Origin of the sequence: Mesorhizobium sp. M0991 (genome assembly GCF_040318915.1) — a bacterium.
Taxonomy (GTDB): Bacteria; Pseudomonadota; Alphaproteobacteria; order Rhizobiales; family Rhizobiaceae; genus Mesorhizobium.
In genome coordinates this window covers 1-26,344 of sequence record NZ_JAMYNE010000049.1, presented here as the reverse complement: position 1 = coordinate 26,344, position 26,344 = coordinate 1, and the positions used below count along the sequence as shown (strand labels likewise).

The following is a 26,344-nucleotide window of genomic DNA, read 5'->3' as shown; positions in this document are numbered from 1 at the left end:
TGCCGGGAAGTCGGGTGCTTGGAGCGTGCTGGGAATCATCGAGCCGGTGTTCCTGAAATGGGCATACAGACCGCCGGTCAATATGTCGTACCGGCTTTGCGGCATATTGAAAAGTTTTTAGAGTTTCTCCGCCGGGCCGCTGGCGCCAAAGCCCGTTATACCGATGAAAGTGCCAGCGGCGCCTTCTTGTCGAGCATGGCTTTGGCGGTCATCAGATCGTCACTTCGCTTTTTTAGTCCGCAGCCTAAATATACCAGCACCGAGCACAGCCCAAGTCACTGCAAACGCGCCAATGACGTTGCCGATCTTCTCGGGCAGTCCGCAAGGGCTAGCTGCTTCGTGGGCCACTACATCTCAATCAGGACGTAGGCGACACCAAAGACAATGCTCATTAGAACACCAAACCATGCCCACCCCTTCAATGCGGCGCGCACGTCCTCAGGCTCAGCGCCTTTCTGGTTATCGTAGTCGTCCATAATCAGATCCCAGGTTTGTCGATCGTTACTTGGTACAAAATCAATAGAGGATGAGCAACCCCAACCCTGCACGCTAAGCGTTCGCGCTCCTATCTTTCCTCGGAGAACGGCAACGGCCCTTTACATCGCATCTTATAATTTGACGCGGTCAGGGCATAACCACACTTGCATACGCGCAAGCTAGAGAAGCTCGAGAATTTCTCTCACAAGGTCCGTCTGGTCTGTTGACGATGCCGGAATATCTATCCAGCCTGAGACGTCCTTGCCTCCGGCTCGGCTAGACGCCGGAGGCCTGCTCTGCATTGTTCGAAAACTCATGACGATCATTGTGGCAGGAGTCCGCCGGCCGGTACGATTGCAAGGGTTCCTTCTCCTACTCGAACATGATGCGAGCGGCACCTCTTTTGGCGAGCAACATTCTCCGAGCTTCCTGGATCCGCTGAGCCTGTTGTTTGGTGTATGGACCCATTGGCCGGGTCTTTTCATCGCCGCGACGAACACGGCAATACCAGCGGCCGCTGTCCGAGAAGATTTCAACCAGGGTCGGTGCATCGTTAGCCGCCTGCTTGGCGACCTCGTCGACGAATTTCACGATCTTTGAATAACGCTGGGCGGGCGCAACCGTGTCCAAGCCACGGGTGACACCTAGTTCCTGCTGCTCTGTGGACATAGTCGAACTCCTTTCAGTCACAACCACATTCCGCTTCGCCATTCTGACTCTGACTTCCGCTTTTCGGAAGTCGAAGCTAGCTTGCCATTTGGCGCTCCATTTCCAGCTCGGCCTGCAGACTTTCAACGTCGCGGAAGATTGAGGCGACAGCCAGCGTGCGCCCTTCTCGTTTGAAGCGGAGCAGGCAATCTTTGGCGGCAATATCGCCGTCTACCGCGATCTCGTCCCACCGCTCGGCGTGACCGACATAGTTGATGGGAACATCGTAATGCTGGCTCCAGAAGAACGGCACGGCCTCGAATTTCTCACGATGGCCGAGCATGTTGAGCGCGGCAGCTTGCCCCTGCCTCTCTGCAACCACCCAGTGCTCGACCCGAATGTTCTCGCCACTATGAGGATCTGGCCACCGCGCAATGTCGCCGGCGGCGAATATGTCTGGTGCGCTCGTCTCCAGAAAGGCGTTCACGAGCACCCCGCGGTCAAGGATGAGCCCGGCCTTTTCCGCGAGGCCGATCCGCGGTCGCACGCCTATGCCGGCGACGACAAAGTCGGCTGCTAACGTGCCACCGCTGCTGAGCTTCACCTTTCTGCCATCGATGCTGCTCGCCGTGTCCTGAAGATGGAAAACAACCCCGTTCTCCTCATGGATAGTGCGGATGAAGTCACCCATTTGCGGACCCAGGACCCGCTCCATGGGCCGCTCATCCGGCGCCACGACATGAACTTCGATTTTGCGCGAGCGCAGGGCCGCAGCTACTTCCAGCCCAATGAAACTGGCACCAATCACGACAGCGATATGCGCCGTGGTGGCTCGCTCAATGATCGCCTTGCAATCTGCGAACGAGCGCAGTGCATAGACATGCGGCTGGTCTGCCCCGGGTAGGGTCAAGCGAACCGGTTCGGCCCCAGTCGCAAGAAGCAGCTTGTCGTAAGGAGTCGAGGTCCCGTCCGCGAGCACAACCTCGCGAGAACGTACGTCGATCCGAGCGACATTCGCATTAAGACGCAGGTCGATATTATTCTTTGAGTAGAAGCTTTCGCCACGCAACGGAATCCAGTCCTCCGGTGCCTTGCCGGCGAGGTAGTCCTTGGAAAGATTGGGCCGATCAACCGGCGGTGCTTCATCATTGCTGAGCATGACGATGCTGCCTTGATAGTGTTCGCGCCGCAACATTTCGGCCGCCGAGAAACCGGCTGCGCCGCCGCCGACGATGACGATCTTCTCCGGAACGGGGTCGGAGCCTTCAACGCGCGGCTTGGGGGCCGTCCGCTTGCGCTTCTCGCCCACGAATATCCGATCATCGCGTTGTTCCACCAACCAGCACGCGAGTGGCCTGAAGGCAGGCGTTCGCAAGGCTTCGCCTGTACGCAAATCAAAGCACGCGTGATGCCACGGACACCGGACGGAGTCTTCCACCACAAGGCCGTCGACGAGCGGCCCGCCGTAATGCGTGCAAGTCGCCCCGACGGCGAAGATCTCGGCCCCGCGGCGCACCAGCAGCACCTGCTCATTGCCGCAATGGCCGACCAGCTTTCCACCGTCGGGAAGATCGGCGAACGCGATGCCCTGGACCAGGTCTGGTCCGATTACCTCGGTAGGGTGCACAGCCATTTTCTTCTCCTTGGCGATTTCGAGAAAATCGCATCCAGGGGAGCGGCGACAGGCACATCAGCCTCTCAGCGCACAAAGCCAGCGCGTCTTCGAATTCTCGATTTCGCTTTCGCCCGACTAGAGCGAAACTCGCGCCCCACGGCTCAATTTCCCGCCATTCCCGACATCATGCAAACGAATTTAATCTGCAATTGAGTGCAAGTTTTATGATAGCTCTCTGCATGCCCTCGCCCGGGCAATTACAGGATCGTTTGCCCCGCCTTCTCCCAGTCGGCAAGAAAGGACTCGAGGCCCTTGTCGGTGAGCGGGTGTTTGGCGAGGTTTCTGAGTACTGCGGGCGGTACGGTTGCGATATCGGCGCCCGCCATTGCCGCCAGTTTGACATGCAGAGGCGTGCGAATAGAGGACGCCAGGATTTCAGTCGTGAACGCTTGATCGTTGTCATAGATCGTGCGGATTTCTCGGATCACCTCCATGCCATCCAGACCGAGATCGTCAAGTCTGCCGACGAATGGTGAAATGAAGGTCGCGCCTGCCTTTGCCGCGAGCAGTGCCTGGTTGGCCGAAAAGCACAGGGTGACATTGACCTTGTGTCCGAGCTGACTGAGCGCCCGGCAAGCCCTGAATCCATCCCAGGTGGACGGCACCTTGACAGCCACATTGGTCGCAATGCCGGCCAAGCGCTGTCCCTCGGCGACCATACCGTCAAAGTCGATGGCCGTGACTTCCGCTGAAACCGGGCCCTCGATCGTCTGGCCAATCTCCTGGATCACATCTCTGATCGGTCGGCCAGTCTTTGCGATAAGGGACGGGTTTGTGGTTACCCCGTCGAGAATTCCAGCGGCAGCAAGCTCTCGAATTTCAGATATATCGGCGGTATCGACAAAGAATTTCATTGTCTTTCTCCTCAACTGAGCCCGCCCATCGATGATTGGATGAATTTTCCTTGGTTTGGTTCCGGGAGACGGGTTTGTTGTCGCTGTCGAGACCGCACGCCTACGTCTTTGGCAACGGAGGAGCGATGCGGCGTCTTCATCGCTGTCTCAGCAAAAGCTCTCTAAGGACGACGGCATCGTTGTGGGTCTCGTCATGAGCCGAGTAGACGAGTGTGACGGTGCCCTCCCGTATCATCTCGCGCAGCCGGTCAAGCTCACCGCGATGCTCCTGGATTTCCGCCGCATACCGCCGGCGGAATTCCGACCAGCGGGCTGGATCGTGTCCGAACCATTTCCGAAGCTCGGTGCTTGGCGCGAGGTCCTTCACCCAATGGTCGATGGCCGCTTCGGTCTTCTTGACCCCACGCGGCCAAAGCCGGTCAATCAATACGCGCTTGCCATCGCCGGCAGCAGGCCTCTCATATGCCCTCTTCAATCTTACTCTCTCGTTGAAGATTTCTTCGCTCATCGAGATCCTGTCCCGTCCATGTCTGTGTCGTTGACGGCATCGAGAAGGCTGGCGAATTTGCTCCTCAGGATTTCTTCGTCGACCGCATCCGACACGAATACGAAGATGTCGCCGCGATATCGCTCGATCCAGTGATGGCCGGCGCCGCGGCTACGCAGGTAGCTGCCGATCTGTTTGATCGTGGAATCCCCCAGACCCTTGTGCAGGAGAAATTTCATCAAGGTTGCACTTTGCCCAGGGACAGCTTCCCGTCTGGTCAGGGGCCGACCTTCTGGCCCCGAGCGTTGAACTGTTTCAGATAGGCGATGACGTCGGCGATCTCCTGGTCCTTGCTGAGACCGGCAAACGCCATCTTTGTGCCGGGCACCAGTTTGCGCGGCGCCCTGAGATAGGTCGTCAGCGTCGGTTCATCCCAGGTCAGACCCGAATTCTTGTTCGCCGAGGAATAGCTGTAATCGGGATACTCACCGGCCGTTCGGCCGACCACGCCATTCAAGGCCGGGCCCACTCCGTTCTTTGCCTCAAGGCCGACCTTGTGGCAGGCCATGCATCTCTTGAAGACGACGGCGCCGGCTTCGGCATTGCCGGAAGATGTGTCCTGCGCATGGGCCGAACCGACTGCAGTGAGAATCGCGGTTGCCAATCCAGGCATGGTCCATTTCATGTTTGCTGCTTTCAACGAGCACGGGTTGGTTCTGGCCGAACTGGCCGGGGCAATATGGTACGAAACATCCCTGGAGTCCCGGATCCGGATCCAAACCGCCGGATCCGCATCCGATTGATGTCGCCTCAGGAGGGAACAAGTGGGCCGGGACTCTTCAGATACTGGTTCTTGATCGCATCCACCGCCCAGTAGGCAAGAGCGCCTACGGGTCCGGTCGGGTTCTTCCCCGCGTTCTGGGGAAACACGCAAGCGCCGGTGACGAACACGTTCGGGACATCCCAGACCTGAAGGTATTTGTTCAGAACACTGGTGCTCGGGTCGGCTCCGAAGACTGCCCCGCCTGTGTTGTGTGTGCTCTGGTAAGGCACGATCGAATAAGGCACCGGGGGAATGCTCCGATCGACCTTGGTCGCACCCATCTCCTTGGCGATCGTCACGCAGATGTCGGCCTGAGCGTTCATCTGCTTTACCTCGTTGTCCTGGAAATCGAACGTCATCCTCATCAGCGGACGTCCGAAAACGTCGGTGTAGGTCGGATCGAGGCTCAAATAGTTCTGCCGGTACGCCATTACCGCGCCTTGGTTGCCAATGCTGGCCGCGTGGTCATAATTGTCGACCACTGCCTCCTTCCAGTCGGAGCCCCAGCGCGGCGTGCCCCGCGGCGTGGGATGCGACTGGATCGGCCTGGCGCCCGAGTTGCTGCAGCTGATGCCGCCGCCACCGATGTAGCCGGCCTTCTCGAAATCGTAGTTGTCGCCGTTGAAATCATCCATGCAGGTGCCGAGCGCGCCGGCCCCCATGAAGCGATTCAGGATGGTTTCTTTGTCGAAGAAGGCGGTAGCCCCGCCACCGCACTGATAGGCATAGTTGCGGCCGACCACGCCCTTGCCCGTTGCCGGATCATAAGGCACGCCAATGCCCGATTGCAGCAGCAGGTTGACGTTGCCGAGCGCATAGGCCGACAGGATGATGAGGTCGGCAGGCTGTTCGAACTCCCGCCCTCGTGCGTCGAGATAGGTGACGCTGACTGCCTTCTTGCGGGTCGAGTCGAGATTGACCTTCAGCACGATCGAGTTGGTGCGCAACTCGAAATTGGGGTTCTCCAGCGCCAGCGGAATGACGGTGAAATGCGGGCTCGCCTTGGCATTCGCCTCGCAGCCGAAGCGCTCGCAGAAGCCACAATAGTGACACTGGCCGAAGGCCACGCCATCGGGATTGACATAGTCCCGCGACGCGTTTGAGGAAGGATTGGGGAAAGGGTGATAGCCAAGATTGCGGGCCGCTTTCTCGAACATCAGCATGCTTTGCGCCGCAATCATCGGCGGATTGGGGTACTCGTCCTTTCGCGATCCCTCGAAGATGTTGCCGCCGTCGATCTTCCGACCGTTGATGTTGCCGGCCTTGCCGGAGGTGCCGCAGGTCTTTTCGAACTTGTCGTAATAGGGCTCGAGATCATCATAGGTGATCGGCCAGTCCTGCAGCTGCATATCTGAAGGGATGATCTTTTCGCCGTATTTTTCGATCGTGCGGGCGCGCGCCTGATGATCCCATTCGAGCCAGCGCCAGGTGACGCCGTTCCAGTGCACGCCGGCGCCGCCAACGCCCTGGCCGGGCAGGAACGAGCCGAGCTGGCGCATCGGCAGCGCCGTTTGCGCTTCACCATTGCGGAAGGTGATGGTTTCCCGCCGCACGTTCTGCATGAGGTCGTGTCGGGCGGCGTAGCGCAGTTCGTCATGGATCTGCGGGTCGATGAAGTCCGGATTGGTGTCACGCGGGCCTCCCCTTTCTAGAGCGACGATTTTCAGCTTGGTCGATGCAAGCTCCTTGGCAATGATGCCGCCCGTCCAGCCAAGACCGACAATCAGGACATCGACTGCGTTGAGTTTGGTAGCCATGCTACAGTCTCCTTCGTCTTCTTTCGTCGATTAAACGAGATCCTGAATTCCCTTCGGTTCAGCCGCATAGGCCTTGTTCCGAAATGGTTCTATCTTGTCCATGTACATGGCGTCGGCGCCTGGGAAACCGATCATCTTCCAGGCCGCCCTGTCCTTGTTTCCGCCATACATCGGGTCAGCGAAATAACCCTCGATCGTGACCTGAAGCAGAAGCCCGAAGAAGGTGGCGGTCGGCACTGTTGGAAGATCGATCTTCTTGGTGTCGAGATCGGCCATCACCGCGGCGCGATCTTTTGCCGAAAGGCCCTCGAAGGTGTTCTTGTGGTTTTTCTGCACTTAGGCGCTGACGTCGGCGATGCCGGCCCGGATCAGTTCCGATGGCGTCATCGGCAATTGATAACCTTGCTCGCGCGTACCTTCCCCAAATGGCCCTTCCAGATACAGCCGGTCGCCCTTGCCGTACCCGCCGGCCATTTGTCTATCGATGTAGATCGCAACGCCGAGTTCCTTGGCGCCGGGGCCTGTTGAATCGCTCGGAATCAGTGTGTCGACCGCGGCCTCGATGAAGGCGGACTCGTCGACATTGAAGAATTCATAAGCCGAGCCGCCTGCATCGGATTTCGAGGCGTCGCTTGTGTGATGATGCGGCTGTCCGGTCGCCGCGGCCATCATTTCGGTCGCCGATGCGGACCCACCCAGCGGCAGGGTACTCGCCGCCGCTCCTGCCGCACCGAAGAGCTTCAGAAAGTCGCGACGCCCCACGTCTTCTTGGTTCTTGTCTTTCGCCGACATGATTTCTCCTGTGACGCTGCTGGCAAAACGATGGGTCAGGATGGAGAGAGCTTGCGCCCGCTCCAACCGGCGCTGCGCAGCATCCAGCGCTAGGCTTGGTGGAATTCTTCGAGGTAATACTCAAACTAACTATGTGGCAAACGAAATTGATTGACATTTAAATGCAAATTTTATGCTATATCCGTGATGGACATCGAACTCGCCCGCACCTTTATCGAGATCGTATCGACCGGCAGTTTCATTCGGGCCTCCGAGCGCTTGAATGTTGCGCAGACGACGGTAAGCGCACGAATCCGCAACCTCGAGCATCAACTGGGCCGGGCCCTTTTTGTCCGCCACAAAGGCGGAGCTTCGCTGACCCCGGCCGGCGAGCAATTTCTGCGCCACGCCCCGATGTTCATCCAACTATGGCAACGTACACTTCACCAGGTTGCCGTGCCGCCGGGACGCCGGGCTGTTCTGACGGTGGGCAGCGAAGTCAGCCTTGCGCAACCTCTGCTGCTTGATTGGGTCCGATGGATGCGCGGCTCGCTTCAGGATATTGCGCTTCGAGTGCACGTTGATGTGCCGCAGGATTTGATCAATCAGGTCGCGTCGGGAATGGTCGACTTAGCCATCATGTACGCGCCCCCGCACAGACCGGGTTTGAAGATCGATCTGCTTCTGGAAGAAAAACTTGTTCTCGTGACTACCAATTCCGAAGCACGCCTCCTGGACGAATCCGACTATGTTTACATGGATTGGGGGCCGGATTTTGGGCTTCACCACGGGATGAATTTCCCAAGCGCTGCGCCGGATCTTTCTTTCGATCTCGGTCCGCTCGCACTGAACTATGTTCTAGCGACCGGCGGCTCCGGATATTTCAGGATGAGTTCTGTGCAGCCTCACATAGAAGCCGGCCGGCTGCATCTTGTGCCTGAGATGCCGCAGTTCTCGTATCCGGTCTATGCGGTGCAATCGGCAAGTGCGGACGAGAGCGTAGTTGGTCCAGCGCTGACGGGATTGCATTCCGTCGCAAGCGGCGACATCAAATTGTGAGAGTTCTCGTGGGACGTCTAAATGTCCGACGGGACTGACGGGAACAGAAGGTCGACCGTTGTTCCAATCCCTCGTTCGCTCTTTATCCGGATCCGACCACCAACCATCTGGGTCAGTGCCTGCACTTGTGGCATCCCTATCCCGGTACCCTTCTCACCCTTCGTCGTGAAGAATGGATCAAACACCTTCCGCAAGACTTCAGGAGCCATGCCGCAACCGTGGTCTTTGACGCGAACGCATGCGTAGGTTCCAGGGCCGGGCGGGTCAGGTGTCGCGGTTGTCTGCACCAATCGTTCGGTGATGACGCGGATCTCCCCGCCACTTGGCATCGCATCTCGTGCGTTCATGACGAGATTAAGCACTGTGCTGTCGAAAAGTGCGTGATCGATCAAACAGTCTGGGACACCGGAACCAAGCTCCAGCCTGACGCGGACATCGGCTCCCGCGCCATACCTCAGGAAAGGCTCGAAAGACGTGAGGAACTCATTCAAATTGCCAGCGTGGATATCGAGTTCCTGATGCTTCGCGAAGGTCAATAGCTGTGACGTTAGCTCGATCCCTCGATCGATTCCTTCCCGCGCTGCCGCAATGTAGGCACGAACCCTTTCGGGCTCGTCGGCTCTTCGCTCAGCGAGCCCGAGCCCGGATTCTATTACTGCCAGGAGGTTTCTGAAGTCATGGGCAATGCCGCCAGTCATCTCGCCCAAGGCGGCAAGCCGGTGCGTTGCACGCTCGCGTTGCTCGGCAGCAGTTCGGGCATCGAGAGGCGCGTCCGGTACTTGGGTGCGCGCGTCGCGTCCGGCCTGAGATGATGGTTGAGTTTCACACGCAAACACGCAGCCTGTCATGAAAGTCCCCTCACTCACGACACCCAAGGAGCTCTCGCCCCGTTTGGCATCTTCGGTCGCTTTTGTTGCGGAGGGCCGCGCCTTTCATGCGCATGATCTAAGCGCGCCGGACGACCCTTTTCGTCATGATGTCTTCGACAGTCGGGAATGCCTTTAGGGCCTCCTCCGGTAGGTCGCCATTTGCTCCGACCATTTCAGCCCAGCCATGTGCCTCTGGTTCGCCGACGATAACACGGCCGACCATTCCAGCATGCTCATGCGGGATACAGTAATAGTCGTAGACCCCCCGCTCGGTGAAGGTAATCGAAAAGCTTTCCTTGGGCAGGAGGTAGTCGGAATCCCACGATTTTGCCGTCTTGGGCATGCGAAGCGGTCGCCCGAAGTTTGCCGGATTGTACGCCGTCGTCGTGTGCGAATTGCCAGGATTGAGGTTGGTCCATCGGACCGTCTGCCCTGGCTTGATCAGAATGCCGATCGGGTCGAACCAGACTTGCGAACCGTCGTCGCGCCCTTGCATCCGGATTTGGATCGCCTCGCCGGCCCATACTGCCACAGAAGAGAGCGAGAGGGGGGGGGCCCCGCCCCCGCCCCCCGGTTAGTATCTCACGACGCGTGAGTGTCATTTGGCGACCTGGGCCTCGTCAGCGGCCGAGACATGCCACAGCACGACGTGGACATGCGGCTCTTCGACTCCCGGATGGCCGGCATTGTAGTAGACATCGACATGGTCGACATTGCCTCCGGGTGAAGCGAGATCGTCAAAACGCTTGTCTGGATTGAGGTCCTTGGTCGGCAGCATATAAATCGTGCTGACAAGCTTACCGTCGTGGTCATAGGCAAGGAATGGTCCGGCCGGCAATGTCGTCGGATCGACGAAGAGTTGGCCCATGCCCGGCAGGAAGTCGAGCAGCTTCACAAGCTTGCTGACCTGCTGGTAGGGCGCGGCTGGCGGAGATTTGGTAACCTCATCCGCCGCCATGGCGCAAAGCGAACTCCCCGTCGTCAGGGCAACTGCGAGGACGAGTTTCTTCATCACGGATCTCCTTGTTGAAATAAAGCCGCGCTGGCCGAAGATCTGGAAGGCCGTTTTGAAAAAGCGATTTCCATTTTCGACACGACCTGTTCGCGCCCGCCCAGCAAGCAGCAGACTGTTTCGCTCGTCAAACGAAATTAACTGGCATTTCAATGCATTATTTCTGCTGCTCGGGTGCGCACTGTTTGCTTGATTTCGAAAAAAACCTTCACTACCTCTGAATTGCCATGAATATTTTCAGCCTCGATTTCCGGCGGGAGCCGAAGCGCTTAAAAACGGGCCTTTAGCCCGGACGCGAGAAGGCCCTGGCTTCGCGTCCGGGGGTAGCCAGGATTTCCACTTATCCCGCGGTGCATTCTGCCTGCCTAAGCAGTGCGGCTGCACTCCCATTTTGCGATTCCGGTTGGGATCGACATTGAGGTTGACCCCGATGATCTGCCCCATCCTGTCAGAAGAAGACATTTCGCTTGATCTTGTGACAAAGGGAAAGCAGTCAGCCCTGTCAAAAATTGCGATCAGGATTGCGCGAAGGACCGGGCTGGACGAGCAGATGGTTCTTCGTGGCCTTTTCGACCGCGAGTATCGCGGCTCGACGGGCTTAGGTCGTGGGGTCGCGATCCCTCACGCTCTACTTGGCACAATCTCTTCGCCTGCCGCGTCTTTGACACGTCTGGCCAAGCCCATCGATTTCGACGGCCCCGACGACGATCCTGTTGATCTCATTTACACGGTACTCTGGCCGCGCTCTGCCACTTCCGCCTTCCTCCCTGCCCTTTCGCAAATTTGTCGTCTCCTCCAGGCATCTCAGGTTCGGGAGCGACTCCGATCGGCACGCTCATCCGATGAGGCGTTGGCCTTTCTCGAAAATGGGTCACATCGGAGAATTTCCGCCAATTTGCCTACTGCCCGGGTCGGGCCTAGCGTGATGATGTCCACGCAGTTCAGCAATGCCCAGGTCGGACAGGCCTACCTTTGGTCCGAACCCTCCGTCGGAGAATAACATAGATTGACAATCTATCTTTTATAGAGGATGCCTCAAGGAGCGAACCCAACGGCTTGAACCGGCTTGCACGGGAGAAAAGCAGGAGCTGCAGATGAGCGAGGATGGTCGAAGCACGAGAACGATCGTAGTCGATGGCGTTCCGCTGCCGGACCTGCTCGACGAGACAATGATCCGCGGCGTGGTGCATGGTTTTTATGATGAAATTCATCGCGATGACCTTCTCGGCCCCATTTTCCACGATCAGATCGAGCCGGACCGATGGCCACAGCATCTTGCGAAGATGTGCGACTTCTGGTCTGCGACGTTACTTCGAACGTCCCGATATGAAGGCCGGCCACTGCCACCACATCTGGCCATAGCCGGCCTCGGCTCGGCGCATTTCCGTCGCTGGCTACAGTTGTTTCGCACAACGGTGCGCCGCATCTGCCCGCCCGAGGTGGCAGCGCTTTTTATGGAGCGCGCTCTGCGCATCGCTCACAGTTTCCGTCTCGCGATCGCCTTCAATCGCGGCGAGACCACGATCGGCATCGAACCCATCGTTGAGAAGGACCTGTGATGCAGGATTGGTTTGTGAGGGTTTCCACAAACGCGCAGCGATCGACGGAAGGAGACATCCATGCGGCTTACAGCTTTCTCGGACTATGCATTGCGGCTGCTGATGTACACGGCCTCTGCCGGTGGCCGGGTCATAACGATCGAGGAAGCTGCGCGTAGCTTTACCGTGTCGAAGACGCATCTCAACAAGGTCGCCAACACGCTGACCCGCAGCGGCTATCTGAAGGCGATCCGTGGCCGTTCCGGTGGTCTCGTTCTGGGGCGCCGGCCCGAGTTGATCCGGATCGGCGATGTCGTGCGATTGACCGAGCCGGATTTCGCACTGGTTGAGTGTTTCTCCACTGCAAACCAGTGCATATTGACCGGCTCTTGCAAGCTTTCAAGCATGTTTGGCGAAGCGATAGCATCCTTTCAGAACACTCTTGACCGCTATACGCTGGCCGACATCACACTGATGCCGGAAGACTTCATTGGCGGTCCAATACTATCGGTGCGCACCGGGGTGGCACGCAACGGGGCGTAGTATTACGTGGTTTCTAGGCTTGCTGCTTTACTCGGATGGAGATGAGTCATGGCCGAATCAAAGAAGAACGACAAGCCGCTAACGAAGGAGATTGATTCTGGTATCGACCCCGACAACAGTCTAATGCCAATGCTTATCGGTGGGCTTGTCCTGATAGTCCTCGGCGCGATCATCGTTATGATGTTTGTCTAGTTTCGCAACGACGGCGTGTGGTGCTGTCGAAAACGTTTATGCCTGCAGGCTAAGCGCCCACATGCGAGTTTTGTTGAACGATCAAGTGCGACACTCTCGTGATAGTTCTCGCCAGCGGTAGAGCAGTAAGGAATCCCTGGCGCTATCGAATGTTCCTCATCCCTGCCAACTTGAGCTTCTCGACGCACCGCGAGCAACGAAACGCGGCCGCCCTGTCGGTCGAAACCCATGAGCAGCAGCAGGGCCGTATGGGCTTGCTCCATTTAGCCCCCCGAAATGCCAAGCTTGAAAGGTAGAGCAATTTCGGCTTCTGTCGCTCCTTATGGACTACAATGAAGCGTTCTTTACTTGCGATGCTGGTGGGAGTTACGATCTTTACTGCTGACCCCCGAGCAGCAGTGGATCCCAGGTACAAGGCAGAACAGAGCGCCCTGATTAAATGCAATCTGTTGTGGTCGGCAAAGCTATCAGTTCAGCCCGGCGATCCGTACTCGTTAGCCAGAAAGGCGCAGCAATATGCCGGCGATAGTTACGAGCCAAAACTGCCGCGCCGATGAGCGCTCACAGCCCCAGTCCCCGCTTTCTGCCGAAGCTCCAGTCGATACCGCCGCTGCTTTGCACGAACCCGCTGATGTGCTGGCCGATGCGCTTGTCGAGCATCGGCTGCCAGGGCATCAGTTGAAACCCGAGCCCGTCGTCCAACATGGCGAAGCGCCCGCTGGCAAGACCGACCGAGCCAAGCAGCGTGCCGCCGACATGATCACCGGGCTGCACGGGCGTGAAGATGAGGCCACGCGCAGCGGCCATCTCCTTGCCGACCCGCGTGACCTCCTGGCGCTCCAGCGTAGCAATAAGGTCGCGCGCGAAGGTAATGGTCCCGCTCCCCGCGTCGCGTTCGGCATGGGCCATCCCGACGAGCTGGGCAGCCCGTTTGTCGAGCGCGTTATCGACGTCGAGACCAAAGCCTGACCGGACCAGCGGCACAGGGCTTTTGGCCGTAAGCTCCTGGTCGAGCCAGGTGGCGCCATCGCTGCCGACCTGCGCGTCAAGATCGAGGGTCGAGAGCACGCGGACGGAGAAGTCCTTGCCGCGGTCGCGGGCATCGTAGGCGATGCCGCGCTCGGACAGGTCTTTTGGAATGCGCCAGTGGTCTTCGTCGATGCGTTCGACGTGGCCGGCGCGGCGTAGCGCTTCGAGACGACGGACATGGAAACGGACGAAGGCGTCCGGATCCTCGCCCTGCTCCAAAAAAGTCTCGCGGATAGCCTCCAGGTGCTGGCTCGGCCGATAGATGCCATCCTCATTCGCTACGCTGCTGATGTTGCGGTCAGCCGCACGCGGCTCTTCCTTCGGCTGGATCGGATCGAGCGCCAGGATATGGCCGCGCTGAATGTCTTCGAGTTTTGCCGCATCCGCCGTCTCGACATAGTGCGTGCGCCCATCGATGCCATCGATGACGAGCGACAGCCTGTCGCTCATCTCGTCGCCGGCAAGACCCTTGGCGAGCACGCGGCCGACGACCGGTTCGGTGATTGTCCGCCTGTGCATGACATATTGCGCCGCACCCCGCTCGTGGGCGAGGCCGTGCTCCTCGAGCGCCCGGTGCATGGTCTTGATGATGTCGTTGCGTTCGCCAAGCGCCCGCAGCGTGCTTTCGGTCCTGTCGGAGACGACCCACCGGCCGGGCTCGATCTCGCTCGCCAGGCCGAAGCGCTCCAGCCTCTTTGCCCGATCGATCAGCAGGTAGCGGTTGCTGGAAATGGTGTAGCTGTCGCTGGCCTTGGGACGCAGATCGACAACATCGTGTTCCTGCTGTTCGGCGACCAGCATGCGGTCGAGTCGGGTCAGCCGTTCGGCGTCGACTTCGTTGGCCAGCTTGCGGGCGACCTCGAGCTCGCTTTGTAGCCCGAGTTCCCGTTCCACCAGTTCGCCTGCCCGGTGGCGGATGCCGTGGGCGATGTAGTCGCCGGCGATGTTCAGGATCTTGCCGTCATCGGTGACGCCGCGCACCAGGATATGGGTGTGCGGATGACCGGTGTTGTGGTGGTCGACGGCGATCCAGTCGAGGCGCGTGTTAAGGTCGGTTTCCATCTGCTGCATGAGATCGCGAGTGAAGGAGCGGAGGTCCTTCATGTCTGCGGCATCCTCCGGTGCGACGATGAAGCGGAACTGATGCCGGTCGCCGCGGCCGCGCTCGACAAATGCTCTGCCGTCGGCCTCGTCGTCGACGGCAGAGTACACCCTGCCCTTCTCGCCGTCCCTGGTGACGCCGTCGCGCTGGAGATAGCGCAGATGCGCATCGACGGCCTTGCTGGTCGTCACGAACTTTTGGCCGCGCGTACTCCCCTTGCCTCGTCCCGGCAGCTTGACGACACGCCCCTTCACCACGACGCGGCGGGCGCGAAAGCGGATGCCGTTGCCGTCCTGCTTCCACCCGCCACGATCCTTCGGTAACGCTGCTGCCAGCTTGCCGCCGCGGCCGCGGGCGTTGAAGCGGCCACTCCCCTTCCCGGCACCGCTGCTTGCGCCGAGGCGATTGGGATTGCCGCCCTGCTTGCGGATGGCGATCTCGACCTGACGCACAAAGGGCAGCGTCCGCGAATTGAGCGGCGCGCCGCCATGCCGCGTCCGGCCGGTGCGAACCTGGAATCTGTCGCTGTCACGATCTGCCATGACGACAGCATCGGGAGTCAGATTTTGCGCTTCAAGATGGCCGGCGCGCAGAGCGTGCTACGGCGCGCAAAGACTTGCTGTGGCGTAGAATGGCCGATTGCACATCGCTGCGGCACGACAGTTTTACTTTTTAGATCAACAGCATAGCCATAGCCCGTGAGCCCCGCACCTCGCGTCATTTCTGCGTTGCGTCGGCACGCGCCGGAAAAACAATGTGCAGACAAGCACTTAGAGCGAAGCGAGGGCGAGCGCCAGCTCGCTTTATCTTGCTGTCCTAATCCACCCTCCGTAAGCGCCCGGTCCCTGCACCTACTCGGCTAGTGCAATTGAGCTTCATGTGGGTTTCCTTCGTCATGTGGAGGATCTCCGATGGCGGCTCGCCGCTCCTGGCCAAGGCCAACGGTCCTTACTGGTCGTCGCACGTCGCGAGCTGGTACCGCGGCAACCAGGCTGCACAGGAATACTGTCTCCGGGGCGATCTTTCGATCACCACATTCGAGCTGTGGATGCGCCATCTGGTGAGCGCGGATGACCTGCGCAAACGTGCGGAAAAGCTGCAGGGAATTTGCACCGGAAGAAGGCAGCACGTTTGCGCAAGAAGGTGCCACCGAAGCGGCTCAAAAGGCCTCCACGCTATCGCTACAGCAGGCGCACGGACAGCGGCCCAATCGCTCTGCGGGCATTCTGGAGCATGCATTCGAGGTGATGAACTGGAGCGGCATGGGGCATGCCGAACATACTGCGGCGCTCGTCCTGTCGCCGCATGCGTTGCGGATCTGGCGGGATCGCCTAAATAATCCGGCGACGAAATGGACTGGCGATCCCTGCTTCATCTGAGTGCCCGAGCCCAATCAAGCAGCGCTGCTAATTGCGCGCGACGCAAATACCGCTTGACGCCGGACGCGGTCGACGGGCGATCGAACCGGCGCCGCTTCAGCGACAACCAGAAGCGGGCGATCGTGCAGGAGACGGAGAAGCCCGGCGTCGCCGTGGCGCAGGTCTGTCGCCGCCATGGCGTCGCCACCAGCATGGTGTTCCGCTGGCGGGTCGAGTTCGGCCTGACCGCTCGCAAGGCGCCGCAACTGACAACGGTGGTGCTTGCCGATGGCGCAGCAAAAGAGCTCCCGCGCTCGGGGCCTTGCGCTATCTGGTGCAGCCGCCCGACGGCATGGTGGCGATTGAGCTGGCTGATGGACGGCGCGTGTTTGCACCGGCCGGCAGTACTCCGGCTGCGGTAAAGCGGCAGCTCACTGGGAAGGAGAAGGCGTCATGATCGTCGTTCCGGCCGGCGTGAAAGTGCACCTGGCGCTCGGTCACACCGACATGCGAAAGGGGCTCGATGGCCTCGCCACGCTGATCCAGGAACATCCGAAGAAGGACCCGTTCTCGGGACATCTGTTCGTGTTCCGCGGCAGGAATGCGTCGCTCCTGAAGATCCTGTTCTGGGACGGAACGGGCTTTGTCTGTTCAGTAAGTGCATCGACCGCGGCAACTTTTGGTGGCGGCGTCTGGCCGAGCCAGGTGGGTCGGTGATGCTGTCGCCAGCACAACTCGCGATGCTCATCGAAGGGATAGACGCACGCCGGAACGCTTCTGGCGACCGCTTTTGGCCGGCTGAAAAGCGTAGCAAAATCGCACCAAATCGAGCGAAGTTGCTTCTTCGAATCAACCGATTCGGGTAGATTCGGACATGCTGCTCGACCTCGACAATCTGCCCAGTGAACCGGCTCTTCTGCAGCATCTTGTGCGTGACATAGCGACGGTTGTCGAGCACCGCGAGGGTGAGATCGAGCGCCTTAAATCCATCATAAAGCAGCTGCAGCGCGCGCAGTTCGGCCGCCGTTCCGAGCGGCTCGATCCTGATCAACTGGCGCTCGGACTGGAAGAGCCCGACGGTGATCTCGCCTGCGAAGAGGAGCGCCGTCCGCGTGCAGATCGAACAGCCGTCCCGCCGCAAGCCGCTGCCCCATCATCTGCCGCGCGAGGAGGTCCTGGTCGATGTCGACGGGACCGTCTGCGCCGGCTGCGGTGGCGCGCTGAATCTTATCCGCGAAAGCGTGAGCGAGATGCTGGACTGGGTGCCAGCGCAGCTGCGCGTGATCCGCACCACGCGCCCCAAATACGCCTGCCGGCCCTGCGAGAAGGTGGTGCAGGCGCCGGCTGCGGAGCGGCGGGTTGGCGACGCCGGCGCTGCTCGCGCAGGTGCTGGTCAGCAAATATTCCGATCACACGCCGCTCTATCGGCAGTCGCAGATCTTCGCAGGAACGGTGTTGATCTTCCACGTTCGACGCTCGCCGGCTGGGTTGGCGGCTCCTGCTGGTGGCTGGAAGCCCCGCACGAGCGACTGGCGAAAAACGTCTTCGCCTCCGATCATCTTTTTGCCTATGACACACCGGTTCCGGTGCTCGATCCAGGCCGTGGCCGCACCAAGACGGGACCGCTGTGGGTGTAAGCCCGCGAGCAACACCCCTGGGGCGGACCGGAGCCGCCCGCGGCAATCTATCTGTTTGAACCAGACCGCAAGGCCGAACGCCCGGCCTCGCATCTCGAGCACTTCAAGGGCGTGCTGCACGTCGATGGCTATGCCGGCTTCGAGCAACTCACCAGCAAGGGAGATATCGTTCTCGCCGCTTGCTGGAGCCATAGGGCGTGGGCCCCCTCCCGCGCAGAAGGCGAGCGGAAAGTCCGCTTCTCCGACGCGATCAGTAACTTTATCTGCCGGGCAGAACGATGGAAGCGAAGCTTCCCGCTTGATATTTGCAGCGGATGAGGTTTGTTGGCGGAAATAACGAATTGTTTGCCTGATCGGCAATAAACAGCCCATCCGTTTCAACGCGCGCCATTAAACAAGAGGAAAACTCGATGACCGTTTCTGCAGACCAAAACGACCAGGCTGATCTCGTAGCAATTACCGCCGACATCGTTTCCGCCTACGTGTCGAACAATCCGCTGCCGGTCGGCGAGTTGTCGAAGCTGATTGGGGACACCTATGTTGCCTTGCAAGGGATCGGCACGCCTGTCGCTCCGGCCGCAGTCAAGCTGGAGCCGGCGGTATCGATCAAGAAATCAGTGTCACCTGATTTCATCATCTGCCTGGAGGACGGGAAGAAGTTCAAATCCCTGAAGCGACATATCGGAACGCATTACAATCTGACGCCCGACGCGTACCGCCAGAAATGGAACCTGCCGTCCGACTATCCGATGGTGGCGCCAAGCTACGCAGCGACCCGCTCGGCTCTTGCGAAATCAATCGGGCTCGGGCGAAAGGCGACAACGCCGGCAACAGCTGCGGCGGAAAAACCAAAACGAGCTGCTCGCGCGGCGGCAGCGACAGCAACCGCAACGGCAATCAAGTCGCCGGCTAGGAAGGCGCGCAAGGCACTCGTCAAAGCGTAGCGTGCTGCACCTGACAGGAGTGCCAACGAGTGGCGGACCCGAACTTGGCGAAGCCCCGCCGAGCGGCGGGGCTTCGTGTTAGCTCGGATCATTCTGCGGCGCGGCGAGACCATATCAGCGAGAACTCGCCGTCGGTGTCGGTCTCAACCAGGCTCGCATAGATCGGAGCGGGAAAACTTGGATCGTCGAGCTTGACCGAGTGATAGTCGCGGCCCTCACGCGAGGTCTTCTTCCATGCCGCTCCGAATTCGGTGGCTCCGGCAAAGATGCGGAAGTTCGGACCTTTCTCGTTGTCGCCTTCGGCCGGTGTCAAGGTCACCGTCTTGACGTTGAGGTTCAGGGTCTTGACCGAGCCGGAGAAGCCGTTCGCGGTGCGGGAGAATGTGCCGATCGTAGCCATCGTGGTCGTTCCTTCTGTTTTCTCGGGCCGCGCCTATCGCGGTCTCGATGGTGGTCGTGAGACCGGGGACGATCGGACCGCACCCCCAAAGTGGCTGAAACGAAGTGGAAGACGGCGGCGCGAGGCTTTCTCGGGCCGCGAGGAATGGACGCAAACCGGGTCCCCGCCATGCCTGTGTGGTGGGGTGGTACGGCCAGGGGAAGAAAACGAAGCGCCGTCGTTGCGGGAAGACGATCGAGACTGAGCGAAGCGAAGGCGGTCCTTGGTCAGACCCAATCCATCGAGGACGGCATAGGCTCAGGATGAACAGACAGGAGTGAACGCGGGGACGGCGATCAGTCACGCGCTTGCCCATCCGTGGCATGAGCGCGGCGATGACGCGTATGGTTGTGACGCCGCGCGAGGCTCCCGTAGGGAACGAAGAACTCAGGGTCAAACGCTCAAGTGAGTATTCCTACGGTGGAAGCCGGCTGAGCAAGTGATTTTCTGAGCAGTAGCGACTATGTCAGGAATGGGGCCGTGAGCCGACTGTCAGCTTCTAGGCTGAAGTCACCAGCAAATGGACGTTCCGCTGGCGACCTCATTGCGGACCTAAACAGAACAAACGATCTCTATTGGCGGATGGTTCAAAGCCTAGCAGTCTGGCATCGCGTTGCTCGCCAACAGTGACGATCCGACCTCTCCGTCGAGCGCAAAACGCTGGCAGCGCTCGCCGTGGGACTCATCGATTAAGCTCTCGATATGTTTGAAGCCGCGCTTCGCCAATATTCGCAGCGACGCGAAATTGCGCACCGCTGCCTCGGCCGTCACCTGTTCAAGCGCCAGAGTTTCAAAGGCGTAGCGGAGGACTTCGCGCGCCGCCTCGCTGCCCAGTCCCGTGCCCCCAATGCGCACGCGCCAGCACAACTCCCAATGCGGCTGCCTTGGCGTCGGTTGCGCCGAAGGACAGGGTTATCGTCCCGATCGCGTCCGATACTCCTGCTTGGTCTACGGACCACTGGATCGCCTTGCCGTCAGCGAATCGCTGACGCGAACGGGCGAACCACCGTTCGCCTGCCCTTCTGTCGTCACGAACGGGATCGCCGGCAAGGGACGCGGATTCGACATCCATCGCGCGCGCAAACCATGCTGGGATATCCCGTTCGCTCGGCGCCCGAAGCACGAGCCTTGGTGTCGTGAGCTTGGGAAATCGGACTGCTTCCATGGGGCATTTTCGACCTGAGGCGGCGCCAACGCAACGGCCCTGGCAGGCCGCTCCGCTAATCACCAATGACAGCCCCTTGGTAGTGTGCCGTCTTCAGGTCGCAGTCCAATCGCTGAGACCCATTTATCGACCAGCCGGGCATACTGCCGTGTGCTCATCGGCGCCTCGGAGAGCCTTGCGTCCGAAACCAACCATCCAACCACGATCAGCCCGTGAGGCGCGCACGAAACAAGGTGCAGCCGTCCGCCAGGCGCGACCTGGAGATATCCCGGAATCCAGCCTCGGTCATCCACGCGCGATACTGACCTTCAGTGTACGATTCGCCGTGGCGATAGAGGTTCAAGAAGGTGATATTCAGAAAGACACCCTCAGGCGGGCCGAGGCGGTCGTCATCGACGACACCCCACCCCGCAATTGCGATCTCGCCTCCCGGTGTGAGGCAACGCGCCGCGTTCAGGATCGAACTGCGCGCCTGGTCAGGCGGAAGGACCTGGACGACGGCCTTCAGGATCGCCAGATCGTGCCGACCGATCGATGGCGCGACAGTTATGTCCCCCTCTTCGACAACCACGTCATCGGCACCGTATTCTGACAGGATATCTGGCGCGGCCGCTGCGACCGTTGGCAGTTCCATCAATGTCGCCGCAATCTGCGGCTGCCGCTCGCGAAGTCCGACGAGAATGGTCCCGGAGCCCCCGCCGATGTCGATCACCGAAGCGATCGCCGAGAGGTCTATCTCCCGGGCCAGTTGTCGGCCGAAGATCACCCCGCCCGGTGCGAGCATGCGGCTGAAGACCGCCGCCGCTGCGGGCCCTGCTTCAGAAAAGTCGTGCAGCGCGGCCGGCCGGTTCTGTCGCAGCGACTCTGCGGTCAGCAAGTCGGCTCCCCAGAGCTCGCGCAGGAGCGCATGATCGCCGCCGCGATAGGTCGGCTTGGACGCGTCGAGGAAGGCCGATGCTTCGGCTCCGTTGCGAAATTGACCATCCTTGACTTCGAGGAGACCGATGCTGGCGAGCGCGTAGAGGAGCCGCGACAGACGATCGGGCTCGACTTTGAGCGCGGCCCCCAGGCTGTCAGCAGTCACCGCGCTGCCATCGAGCCGGGTGAAGATGCCAAGGTCCAGCCCGGCTCGAAGCGCTAAGGCGGGGGGCACCGCTGCGATCAGCTTGTCGATCCGAGCAGAATCCACCATGTCGCCCCCCTTCCGCGATCCAGGACCGAATTTGAAGCAGCTCCCATAGATTAGAACCTCCGTTCTCCGGAAAGTGAAGACAAAATCATTATTTCGAGCGACCGACACGATGACGTAGCGGATACTCCTGGCAAAGCTGAACGTCAGCTTCTGAGAATGTCTATCGCCGCCTCGAACGGCCGACATAAGCGCAAAGCGGTTATGCGCGGCTTCATCTGCGATTGTTTGCTTCGAGCCAAAAGGGGCGACCACCTATGGTTTGGAGTTCTGCCCAATTTGCGGCCAGACATTCGACAAGCGAAACCTTGTCGAAGTGCTGCATCATCACCTTCCCGAGCATGAGCCGTTCGCGACGGATAGGTGACGGAGGTCGAAGCCGACTCGGTTTTCCGCGAATTGGATAAAAAGTCCCGCCGCACATGCCAAGACGGCGGGATCCGATCAAGTGGCTTGCACCACGCTGGGGGATGCGGGATGGGCCTGCCCGGTGCACGCGGACCGTCAGGGACTTTAGGCGCATCAGCTGCAATGCGTCCACCAACCGACGGTTGGAACGAAATTCGGCCACCGACGGATCGGTCATCCCGGATCGCTGTGGCCTGCAAACCCGTGACAGGGACGCATCCCGGGTGAAAGCCTTTGTTAAAGAAACTAAGGAACGGTGGACGAGGAAGGCGGCAAGGTGACCATCGACGTGAGGCCGCCGGTGACGATCGACCTCGACAAGGCCAGGCTGGTTGAAAATACAGGCCGCCGAAGCGCAAGAGCCCCTGCGGGCCATGCTGGATTAGCTCTTTGTATGTAAAAAAGAGACATTGAACATTTTCCGGCAATCCTGGTTAGGATTGATGCCGCGCTATTTCTTCGACTTGTCCAGCAATGGAGAGACCTTCCCAGACCCTGAAGGTTCAGAGCTTCCGAACCTGGAATCTGCGGAGGACGAGGCAGCAAAAACGCTGCTTGAAATCGCAAGAGAAAAGCTGCCCGATGGCACCTATCACGAGGCTGGCATTCAAGTCCGCGATGAAGCAGGCAACCAGCTAGCCCAGATCGTGGTCAAATTCGAACTGAACCGCATAGTCCGCATCAGACAATGAATCGATGGGAACCTGATCGTCTTCACCTTGGTCACTCGAGCCACTTGTCCGATCACCCGCTCAGAAATTTCCATCAAACATTCTGGTCTACCATTCCAGACGAAATCGCCGAGAGAACAAAGCAGAGGTCAGATGCGGCCTGCAGCTACCTTCGAAAGCTGCTTAGTCTATCATTAAAACGAACGCTGACGGATGAGCAAAAGTTGCTTAGGGGGCTTAAGGGGCGGCAAGGGCGGCAAGGAGTGACCCTTATGCCAAATCACTGGTTCTCCCCTCCGGTTCCTGTCGGGACTGAGTCTCCAAGCATGACGAACCACGTCAACAACGCCGATGCAGCGGCTAAGGAACTCCTGAAGTGGACCAAACGTGGCCCTCAGTGGAATCTCGCGGTGCACGTCTGCGTCGCTGTGCTTGCCGACGAGATGGAGCCTGAGGAGGCCCGCAAGGCATTCCTGGCTGCCGCCAAGGAGCAGGGGATATTAGTCCCTCCATAAGGCGGGCCCGCCACTCGTGAGAAAGCCGGCGGACCCAACAGCGGCTGCATCCACGAAGAATTGACCGCTGCGATTTCTGAACTACCGAGGACCTGCGTTGTTCCACTATCGCGGACTACCACTGGGTTGGTCGGCAGGCTCGTCCCGCCCTACATTTCCCTCATTGCAACCCATTGGTTCGTCCCTCCGGTGTTCGTAAGGACTGAAGCCGGTGATCGGCGTAGCTGCAACAATGCGAGGGCAGCCCTTGAGCAGCTCAAGACGTGGACCCGGCGAGGACCTCGCTGGCACAGGGCTGTGACCCTCTGCCTGTCGGCTGTGGAGGGCGATCCGATTGACCCTCACGTGATCCGAAAGGCATTTGAGGCTGCCGCTAAGGAGGCCAAAATGTACCTCTCCCCTGAGAATTAGGTACACGGTCAAGGGAGCGCGGGTGGATATAGTGGCAGCCGCCGAAGGGCTGCCCGTGCGGTTATGCTGGCTGACATGAACGCGCTCTGGTGACTATCGTCCCACTGAAGGGAAACCATGCTCGGGCTCATTTGTGGCCTGTTTCCTCGGGACGTTCGCCGCAATGGGTCGCGCCTAGGCACGCGCGTCCTATGGCAGCTCGGCCGTGGAAATGCCTCCTTGCAAGCCTTCGGCTCGCCCATGGCGTGCGTGGCATAGATCAGGCAGCGAATAGCGTGGCGCGGCGACGACCAAAGTAATCGGCCCCAAGCGTCGCCACCAAATCGGCGACTTGCAGAACAATGAGTACTGTGATGGCGGTTTTCATGGTCTTCCCCCCGGGCCGGCGCGGCCCCAGATTCAGTGCATCAATCCCACGATATGCCCGCCACCGCCACTGGCACCCCCTACGTATACGCGCGGAGCTATGATTATGGGACGGAAGGCGACCCGAGCAGCAGGACGTGAAGGAAACGAAGGGGGCACGGGGGGCGTAAGTTGAACATCAACCGCGAGCAATCGGCCTTCATGTTCTCCATTGTATGGCTTAGACTCGCCGCATGGGACTATTGACTTTCAGCATCAACGTCACCCTGGACGGCTGCGTCGACCACCAGGAGGGAATTGCCGACGACGAGACGCACGCCTTCTTCACCCGCCTTATGGATGAGGGCGGAGCAATGCTGTGGGGTCGCGTCACCTACGAGATGATGGAGAGCTACTGGCCGGCAGTCGCCCGCGGCGACGAGGAGGCGCCGCCGGCGATACGCGAGTGGGCGGTCAAGCTGGAGGCCAAGCCGAAGTACGTAGTGTCATCGACGCGAAAGGCCTTCCCGTGGACCAACAGCCACCACATCGGCGGCGAACTGCGCACGGGCGTGCAGAGGCTCAAGGACGCGACCCCGGCCGGCGTGCTCCTCGGTAGCGGCAAGCTCGCGACCGAGCTGGACCGGCTGGATCTAATCGACGAGTACAAGCTCCTCGTGCACCCGAGAATCGCGGGCCACGGCCCGACCCTCTACCAAAGCGGGCTGCCCAGCACGCGACGGCTCGAGCTGATCTCGGCCAAGCCGCTCCGCAGCGGCGCGGTCGCCATGCATTACCGGCGCGCGCGCTGACTCGGAGCAGGCTCAACGCGCCCAGCTCGGGGGCTTGCGCGTCGCAGGAGCGCCGCCGATTCACAGTCGGCTTTGGTCGCCTGGCGTCCTGGATGAGAACAGATGCACCCAAGCGCAAGAAGCCCCTGCGGGACATGGTGGACTAGTATGGAAACGGGCCTTTGCTCTCGCAGCAAACATGAGGCACCGCTCCTGTGCCGCGACGGCAGCGCGTAGGCTTTGGCGCCGGCCACTTTCAGCCCCCTCGTTCAAAAGTTGGCTTCCAGCCGCGATTGCGCGCACGCTGCTGGCCTTCGTAGTCAGGAATGCATGTGAAGAACACCGGCCGGCGGTCACGGCCGGCAGCCCTGCAATCTGAGCAAACAAAAGCCCGACTAGGTCGTTACGCATTGAGCCGTGGTCACGGCCGAGCCTGTCACTCAGCGCCGGATATCGAGCCTCGTCGATTTGCAGCACATCGGATGGCCGCAATTGACATAGGCCGTCTCGCGGGCGGCCAGAGTGTCGGCAAGTGTTTTCTGAGGCATGCATGGCGATCTGTTGAAGGTGTCGCCGCACCGAATTTCACTGTCCGGTCTGTCGGCCGGATGCTAGTCGCTTCAGGGCATTTCCACCATGCCGCCTTCACGATGCAGCATGGCGTCGAAAATGACGTCGAAAACGTTCCCGACCTCCTCTTCGATCTCATGTGCCTTGATGCCGCTCTCCTCAGCCGCTTTGAGAGCCTGGTCGGCAAGATCCCTAATGGCGAACGGATCGTTTGACCTTGCGTTAGGCAGATGCTCTGCCATCCATTTGTCGAAGAAGTTGATGCCGCGTGTGCTCATCCAGCCATAAGCTGGCGAATGGGATTAAGTTCCTTCTTCCCGAAAATCCTGCAGCGAGGCGTGCCAAAGGTCCTCCTCGCCCCTGAGACAGGTGTACGCCCTCGGCAAAGTTGCCGCGCAATCCGGGGCAGTCTTCGGTTATGTTTCCCTTTGACCCAACCCGGGTCGCGAGATCGACTGCCCGGAATTCAATGGAACTCCCCGCCCGCCTTGAGACAAACTTGCAAAACTGCGGCTCTTGCGGATGGATGATATGAGGTCGTCGACTCGGTCCACCGGCTCGGCCACCGGCTTTCTCGCATGCGATCGAGCCTCCAGCCGGTTGTCATAAATGCGCTTCAGCAAATCGCAGGCCACTTTGGCGCGCTGCCATGTCCGACCGACAAGTGAGCAGCCTCCTAAGCTTGCCGGGGCATTGTCGACCTCATCCCACACCATCCACGTGCCGGACGGCTCGGGGTGACAACGGAATCTAGATTGATCGTCTTCCATAGACGACTAACGAGAAAGCCACCTCTAGGTTCGATGTAAGGCGATAACGTGGTTAACGTGGCGCCGACCTTTTCTTCTACCCCTGGCTGCTTTCGGCTTTTCTTTGTTCCCGGTCCGCCGAGCGAACTCTTGGTCGGGGTTGCTTCTGACCTGCCACTGAATTTTCATCCGGCTGCAGTTAGAGCCTCGGCGGGTTTTACGCCGTATGGTGCGGGTTGAGCAACGGGTGATCGGCGGAGCTGGTCGGGGTTGCGCAGCCGATCGTCCGTTGCGGTGAGATTGGCGGCATAAGCCG

29 protein-coding genes and 4 pseudogenes are annotated in these 26,344 nt (G+C 59.8%); 14 read left to right on the top strand and 19 right to left on the bottom strand.

Annotation, left to right across the window (positions count from 1 at the left end; genetic code table 11):
• Positions 1-347: 347 nt before the first annotated feature.
• From NKH70_RS33100 to NKH70_RS33060, 9 genes and pseudogenes are all read right to left on the bottom strand, one after another.
• The gene (locus NKH70_RS33100; RefSeq protein WP_352566357.1) at positions 348-476 is read right to left on the bottom strand and encodes a hypothetical protein; all 129 of its coding nucleotides are present in this window, start codon (positions 474-476) and stop codon (positions 348-350) included.
• Positions 477-849: 373 nt separating this feature from the next.
• Complete coding sequence (locus NKH70_RS33095) at positions 850-1,146, bottom strand: hypothetical protein (RefSeq protein WP_352668574.1); 297 nt, start codon at positions 1,144-1,146, stop codon at positions 850-852.
• A 76-nt stretch (positions 1,147-1,222) separates the two neighbouring features.
• Positions 1,223-2,758, bottom strand: coding sequence for an FAD-dependent oxidoreductase (locus NKH70_RS33090; protein WP_353017898.1), 1,536 nt, complete (start codon positions 2,756-2,758; stop codon positions 1,223-1,225).
• A gap of 239 nt (positions 2,759-2,997) precedes the next feature.
• Positions 2,998-3,654, bottom strand: a complete 657-nt coding sequence (fsa, locus tag NKH70_RS33085; RefSeq protein ID WP_352566352.1) for a fructose-6-phosphate aldolase — start codon at positions 3,652-3,654, stop codon at positions 2,998-3,000.
• A gap of 136 nt (positions 3,655-3,790) precedes the next feature.
• A complete protein-coding gene (locus tag NKH70_RS33080) occupies positions 3,791-4,162 on the bottom strand; it encodes a DUF488 domain-containing protein (RefSeq protein ID WP_352566350.1) in 372 nt (123 codons plus the stop codon).
• On the bottom strand, positions 4,159-4,380 hold the full coding sequence (locus tag NKH70_RS33075; protein WP_353027258.1) for a hypothetical protein: 222 nt from the start codon (positions 4,378-4,380) through the stop codon (positions 4,159-4,161). The genes NKH70_RS33080 and NKH70_RS33075 overlap by 4 nt, the downstream gene beginning before the upstream one ends.
• A 38-nt stretch (positions 4,381-4,418) precedes the next feature.
• Complete coding sequence (locus NKH70_RS33070; protein WP_352917285.1) at positions 4,419-4,814, bottom strand: c-type cytochrome; 396 nt, start codon at positions 4,812-4,814, stop codon at positions 4,419-4,421.
• Positions 4,815-4,951: 137 nt separating this feature from the next.
• Complete coding sequence (locus NKH70_RS33065) at positions 4,952-6,721, bottom strand: GMC family oxidoreductase (protein ID WP_352917287.1); 1,770 nt, start codon at positions 6,719-6,721, stop codon at positions 4,952-4,954.
• A 30-nt stretch (positions 6,722-6,751) separates the two neighbouring features.
• A pseudogene (locus NKH70_RS33060) lies at positions 6,752-7,390 on the bottom strand (gluconate 2-dehydrogenase subunit 3 family protein).
• A gap of 309 nt (positions 7,391-7,699) precedes the next feature.
• Between NKH70_RS33060 and NKH70_RS33055 the strand changes: the two are divergent.
• A complete protein-coding gene (locus NKH70_RS33055; protein ID WP_352917289.1) occupies positions 7,700-8,551 on the top strand; it encodes a LysR family transcriptional regulator in 852 nt (283 codons plus the stop codon).
• Between the two features lie 17 nt (positions 8,552-8,568).
• Here NKH70_RS33055 and NKH70_RS33050 read toward each other — a convergent pair whose 3' ends face one another.
• The 3 genes from NKH70_RS33050 to NKH70_RS33040 form a co-directional block, all read right to left on the bottom strand.
• Positions 8,569-9,399 (bottom strand): two-component system sensor histidine kinase NtrB, encoded by an 831-nt coding sequence (locus NKH70_RS33050; protein ID WP_352917290.1) that lies wholly within the window; start codon positions 9,397-9,399, stop codon positions 8,569-8,571.
• Positions 9,400-9,496: 97 nt separating this feature from the next.
• Complete coding sequence (locus NKH70_RS33045) at positions 9,497-9,916, bottom strand: plastocyanin/azurin family copper-binding protein (protein WP_352849662.1); 420 nt, start codon at positions 9,914-9,916, stop codon at positions 9,497-9,499.
• 102 nt (positions 9,917-10,018) lie between these two features.
• Positions 10,019-10,432, bottom strand: coding sequence for a DUF5602 domain-containing protein (locus tag NKH70_RS33040; RefSeq protein ID WP_352917292.1), 414 nt, complete (start codon positions 10,430-10,432; stop codon positions 10,019-10,021).
• A gap of 430 nt (positions 10,433-10,862) precedes the next feature.
• On the opposite strand from NKH70_RS33040, the gene NKH70_RS33035 reads away from it, so the two are divergent.
• From NKH70_RS33035 to NKH70_RS33020, 4 genes are all read left to right on the top strand, one after another.
• Entirely contained in the window at positions 10,863-11,432 is a 570-nt protein-coding gene (locus tag NKH70_RS33035) for a PTS sugar transporter subunit IIA (protein ID WP_352917304.1), read from the top strand.
• Between the two features lie 94 nt (positions 11,433-11,526).
• Positions 11,527-11,991, top strand: a complete 465-nt coding sequence (locus NKH70_RS33030; RefSeq protein ID WP_352917294.1) for a group III truncated hemoglobin — start codon at positions 11,527-11,529, stop codon at positions 11,989-11,991.
• A 60-nt stretch (positions 11,992-12,051) separates the two neighbouring features.
• On the top strand, positions 12,052-12,513 hold the full coding sequence (locus NKH70_RS33025) for an RrF2 family transcriptional regulator (protein ID WP_352711699.1): 462 nt from the start codon (positions 12,052-12,054) through the stop codon (positions 12,511-12,513).
• Positions 12,514-12,561: 48 nt separating this feature from the next.
• The gene (locus tag NKH70_RS33020) at positions 12,562-12,705 is read left to right on the top strand and encodes a hypothetical protein (protein WP_352670032.1); all 144 of its coding nucleotides are present in this window, start codon (positions 12,562-12,564) and stop codon (positions 12,703-12,705) included.
• Positions 12,706-13,266: 561 nt separating this feature from the next.
• On the opposite strand, the gene NKH70_RS33015 is transcribed toward NKH70_RS33020, so the two are convergent.
• On the bottom strand, positions 13,267-15,378 hold the full coding sequence (locus NKH70_RS33015; protein ID WP_353027257.1) for a DUF3363 domain-containing protein: 2,112 nt from the start codon (positions 15,376-15,378) through the stop codon (positions 13,267-13,269).
• 528 nt (positions 15,379-15,906) lie between these two features.
• On the opposite strand from NKH70_RS33015, the gene NKH70_RS33010 reads away from it, so the two are divergent.
• The 5 genes and pseudogenes from NKH70_RS33010 to NKH70_RS32985 all read left to right on the top strand — a co-directional run bounded on the left by NKH70_RS33010 (position 15,907) and on the right by NKH70_RS32985 (position 18,775).
• On the top strand, positions 15,907-16,215 hold the full coding sequence (locus tag NKH70_RS33010) for a hypothetical protein (protein ID WP_352721344.1): 309 nt from the start codon (positions 15,907-15,909) through the stop codon (positions 16,213-16,215).
• Positions 16,216-16,268: 53 nt separating this feature from the next.
• Positions 16,269-16,616, top strand: coding sequence for a transposase (locus tag NKH70_RS33005; protein WP_352917300.1), 348 nt, complete (start codon positions 16,269-16,271; stop codon positions 16,614-16,616).
• 31 nt (positions 16,617-16,647) lie between these two features.
• A pseudogene (gene tnpB, locus NKH70_RS33000) lies at positions 16,648-17,060 on the top strand (IS66 family insertion sequence element accessory protein TnpB).
• A gap of 8 nt (positions 17,061-17,068) precedes the next feature.
• A pseudogene (gene tnpC / locus NKH70_RS35935) lies at positions 17,069-18,023 on the top strand (IS66 family transposase); the annotation flags it as partial.
• Between the two features lie 218 nt (positions 18,024-18,241).
• Entirely contained in the window at positions 18,242-18,775 is a 534-nt protein-coding gene (locus NKH70_RS32985; RefSeq protein WP_352917419.1) for a Ros/MucR family transcriptional regulator, read from the top strand.
• A gap of 88 nt (positions 18,776-18,863) precedes the next feature.
• Here NKH70_RS32985 and NKH70_RS32980 read toward each other — a convergent pair whose 3' ends face one another.
• The 4 genes from NKH70_RS32980 to NKH70_RS32965 all read right to left on the bottom strand — a co-directional run bounded on the left by NKH70_RS32980 (position 18,864) and on the right by NKH70_RS32965 (position 21,571).
• The gene (locus tag NKH70_RS32980; RefSeq protein ID WP_352917421.1) at positions 18,864-19,175 is read right to left on the bottom strand and encodes a DUF736 domain-containing protein; all 312 of its coding nucleotides are present in this window, start codon (positions 19,173-19,175) and stop codon (positions 18,864-18,866) included.
• A 633-nt stretch (positions 19,176-19,808) separates the two neighbouring features.
• A complete protein-coding gene (locus NKH70_RS32975; protein ID WP_353017648.1) occupies positions 19,809-20,069 on the bottom strand; it encodes a GNAT family N-acetyltransferase in 261 nt (86 codons plus the stop codon).
• The gene (locus tag NKH70_RS32970) at positions 20,005-20,286 is read right to left on the bottom strand and encodes a GNAT family N-acetyltransferase (RefSeq protein ID WP_353017646.1); all 282 of its coding nucleotides are present in this window, start codon (positions 20,284-20,286) and stop codon (positions 20,005-20,007) included. Before NKH70_RS32970 ends, NKH70_RS32975 begins: the two co-directional genes overlap by 65 nt.
• A 298-nt stretch (positions 20,287-20,584) precedes the next feature.
• A complete protein-coding gene (locus tag NKH70_RS32965; protein WP_352917427.1) occupies positions 20,585-21,571 on the bottom strand; it encodes a methyltransferase in 987 nt (328 codons plus the stop codon).
• 848 nt (positions 21,572-22,419) lie between these two features.
• Here NKH70_RS32965 and NKH70_RS32960 point away from each other — a divergent pair.
• The 4 genes from NKH70_RS32960 (at position 22,420) to NKH70_RS32945 (ending at position 24,730) form a co-directional block, all read left to right on the top strand.
• A complete protein-coding gene (locus NKH70_RS32960) occupies positions 22,420-22,668 on the top strand; it encodes a DUF6894 family protein (RefSeq protein WP_352711716.1) in 249 nt (82 codons plus the stop codon).
• Positions 22,665-23,162, top strand: coding sequence for a DUF982 domain-containing protein (locus NKH70_RS32955; protein WP_353017644.1), 498 nt, complete (start codon positions 22,665-22,667; stop codon positions 23,160-23,162). The genes NKH70_RS32960 and NKH70_RS32955 overlap by 4 nt, the downstream gene beginning before the upstream one ends.
• 189 nt (positions 23,163-23,351) lie before the next feature.
• The gene (locus NKH70_RS32950) at positions 23,352-23,573 is read left to right on the top strand and encodes a DUF982 domain-containing protein (RefSeq protein WP_353027259.1); all 222 of its coding nucleotides are present in this window, start codon (positions 23,352-23,354) and stop codon (positions 23,571-23,573) included.
• A gap of 599 nt (positions 23,574-24,172) precedes the next feature.
• A complete protein-coding gene (locus NKH70_RS32945; RefSeq protein WP_352450320.1) occupies positions 24,173-24,730 on the top strand; it encodes a dihydrofolate reductase family protein in 558 nt (185 codons plus the stop codon).
• 599 nt (positions 24,731-25,329) lie between these two features.
• Here the strand turns inward: NKH70_RS32945 and NKH70_RS32940 are convergent.
• Both NKH70_RS32940 and NKH70_RS32935 read right to left on the bottom strand, forming a co-directional pair.
• Positions 25,330-25,557 (bottom strand): DUF768 domain-containing protein, encoded by a 228-nt coding sequence (locus tag NKH70_RS32940; RefSeq protein ID WP_352711721.1) that lies wholly within the window; start codon positions 25,555-25,557, stop codon positions 25,330-25,332.
• A gap of 656 nt (positions 25,558-26,213) precedes the next feature.
• Positions 26,214-26,344 (bottom strand): annotated as a pseudogene (locus NKH70_RS32935) (IS3 family transposase); the annotation flags it as partial.

What these genes read in the sequence shown, in the direction of transcription:
- NKH70_RS32965 (WP_352917427.1), bottom strand. Translation starts at nt 21,571, where the DNA reads ATGGTGGATTCTGCTCGGATCGACAAGCTGATCGCAGCGGTGCCCCCC.
- NKH70_RS33040 (WP_352917292.1), bottom strand. Translation starts at nt 10,432, where the DNA reads ATGAAGAAACTCGTCCTCGCAGTTGCCCTGACGACGGGGAGTTCGCTT.
- NKH70_RS33020 (WP_352670032.1), top strand. Translation starts at nt 12,562, where the DNA reads ATGGCCGAATCAAAGAAGAACGACAAGCCGCTAACGAAGGAGATTGAT.
- NKH70_RS33095 (WP_352668574.1), bottom strand. Translation starts at nt 1,146, where the DNA reads ATGTCCACAGAGCAGCAGGAACTAGGTGTCACCCGTGGCTTGGACACG.
- fsa (WP_352566352.1), bottom strand. Translation starts at nt 3,654, where the DNA reads ATGAAATTCTTTGTCGATACCGCCGATATATCTGAAATTCGAGAGCTT.
- NKH70_RS33025 (WP_352711699.1), top strand. Translation starts at nt 12,052, where the DNA reads ATGCGGCTTACAGCTTTCTCGGACTATGCATTGCGGCTGCTGATGTAC.
- NKH70_RS33070 (WP_352917285.1), bottom strand. Translation starts at nt 4,814, where the DNA reads ATGCCTGGATTGGCAACCGCGATTCTCACTGCAGTCGGTTCGGCCCAT.
- NKH70_RS33075 (WP_353027258.1), bottom strand. Translation starts at nt 4,380, where the DNA reads ATGAAATTTCTCCTGCACAAGGGTCTGGGGGATTCCACGATCAAACAG.
- NKH70_RS32980 (WP_352917421.1), bottom strand. Translation starts at nt 19,175, where the DNA reads ATGGCTACGATCGGCACATTCTCCCGCACCGCGAACGGCTTCTCCGGC.
- NKH70_RS33065 (WP_352917287.1), bottom strand. Translation starts at nt 6,721, where the DNA reads ATGGCTACCAAACTCAACGCAGTCGATGTCCTGATTGTCGGTCTTGGC.
- NKH70_RS33015 (WP_353027257.1), bottom strand. Translation starts at nt 15,378, where the DNA reads ATGGCAGATCGTGACAGCGACAGATTCCAGGTTCGCACCGGCCGGACG.
- NKH70_RS33080 (WP_352566350.1), bottom strand. Translation starts at nt 4,162, where the DNA reads ATGAGCGAAGAAATCTTCAACGAGAGAGTAAGATTGAAGAGGGCATAT.
- NKH70_RS33030 (WP_352917294.1), top strand. Translation starts at nt 11,527, where the DNA reads ATGAGCGAGGATGGTCGAAGCACGAGAACGATCGTAGTCGATGGCGTT.
- NKH70_RS32955 (WP_353017644.1), top strand. Translation starts at nt 22,665, where the DNA reads ATGAATCGATGGGAACCTGATCGTCTTCACCTTGGTCACTCGAGCCAC.
- NKH70_RS33055 (WP_352917289.1), top strand. Translation starts at nt 7,700, where the DNA reads ATGGACATCGAACTCGCCCGCACCTTTATCGAGATCGTATCGACCGGC.
- NKH70_RS32960 (WP_352711716.1), top strand. Translation starts at nt 22,420, where the DNA reads ATGCCGCGCTATTTCTTCGACTTGTCCAGCAATGGAGAGACCTTCCCA.
- NKH70_RS33010 (WP_352721344.1), top strand. Translation starts at nt 15,907, where the DNA reads ATGACCTGCGCAAACGTGCGGAAAAGCTGCAGGGAATTTGCACCGGAA.
- NKH70_RS33100 (WP_352566357.1), bottom strand. Translation starts at nt 476, where the DNA reads ATGGACGACTACGATAACCAGAAAGGCGCTGAGCCTGAGGACGTGCGC.
- NKH70_RS32945 (WP_352450320.1), top strand. Translation starts at nt 24,173, where the DNA reads ATGGGACTATTGACTTTCAGCATCAACGTCACCCTGGACGGCTGCGTC.
- NKH70_RS33090 (WP_353017898.1), bottom strand. Translation starts at nt 2,758, where the DNA reads ATGGCTGTGCACCCTACCGAGGTAATCGGACCAGACCTGGTCCAGGGC.
- NKH70_RS33050 (WP_352917290.1), bottom strand. Translation starts at nt 9,399, where the DNA reads ATGACAGGCTGCGTGTTTGCGTGTGAAACTCAACCATCATCTCAGGCC.
- NKH70_RS32940 (WP_352711721.1), bottom strand. Translation starts at nt 25,557, where the DNA reads ATGAGCACACGCGGCATCAACTTCTTCGACAAATGGATGGCAGAGCAT.
- NKH70_RS33045 (WP_352849662.1), bottom strand. Translation starts at nt 9,916, where the DNA reads ATGCAAGGGCGCGACGACGGTTCGCAAGTCTGGTTCGACCCGATCGGC.
- NKH70_RS32985 (WP_352917419.1), top strand. Translation starts at nt 18,242, where the DNA reads ATGACCGTTTCTGCAGACCAAAACGACCAGGCTGATCTCGTAGCAATT.
- NKH70_RS32970 (WP_353017646.1), bottom strand. Translation starts at nt 20,286, where the DNA reads ATGGATGTCGAATCCGCGTCCCTTGCCGGCGATCCCGTTCGTGACGAC.
- NKH70_RS33035 (WP_352917304.1), top strand. Translation starts at nt 10,863, where the DNA reads ATGATCTGCCCCATCCTGTCAGAAGAAGACATTTCGCTTGATCTTGTG.